This window comes from Citrobacter sp. VF227, from assembly GCF_052950715.1.
Map to the genome: position 1 here is coordinate 1 of NZ_JBRFVF010000654.1, position 431 is coordinate 431.

At 67.1% G+C, this 431-nt stretch carries 1 protein-coding gene; it reads left to right on the plus strand.

The features are described 5' to 3' along the window. A partial coding sequence (locus tag ACU8YC_RS28390) for a carbohydrate ABC transporter permease (RefSeq protein WP_446896444.1) occupies nucleotides 1–431 on the plus strand: 431 nt, incomplete at both ends.

Sequence of the window (431 nt, forward strand, 5' to 3'; positions counted from 1 at the left end):
GTTCTCGATCATCTCCTGGTCGCTGCGCCATCTCGGGGTGATCGACGGCAACATCGACTTCCTTGGCGAGCCGGCCATGGCGCGCGCCTGCGTGATCTTCGCCAACATCTGGCGGGGCGTGCCGTTCATCGCCATCACGCTGCTCGCCGGTCTCCAGACGGTCTCGCCCTCGCTCTACGAGGCCGCGACGCTCGACGGCGCCTCGAACTGGCAGATCTTCTCGCGGATCACCCTGCCGCTCCTGACCCCGATCATCGCCGTGGTCATGACCTTCTCGGTGCTGTTCACCTTCACCGACTTCCAGTTGATCTGGGCGATGACGCGCGGCGGTCCGGTGAACGCCACCCACCTGATGGCGACCCTCTCGTACCAGCGCGGCATCCTCTCGGGGACGCTCGGCGAGGGCGCGGCCATCGCCACCGCCATGGTGC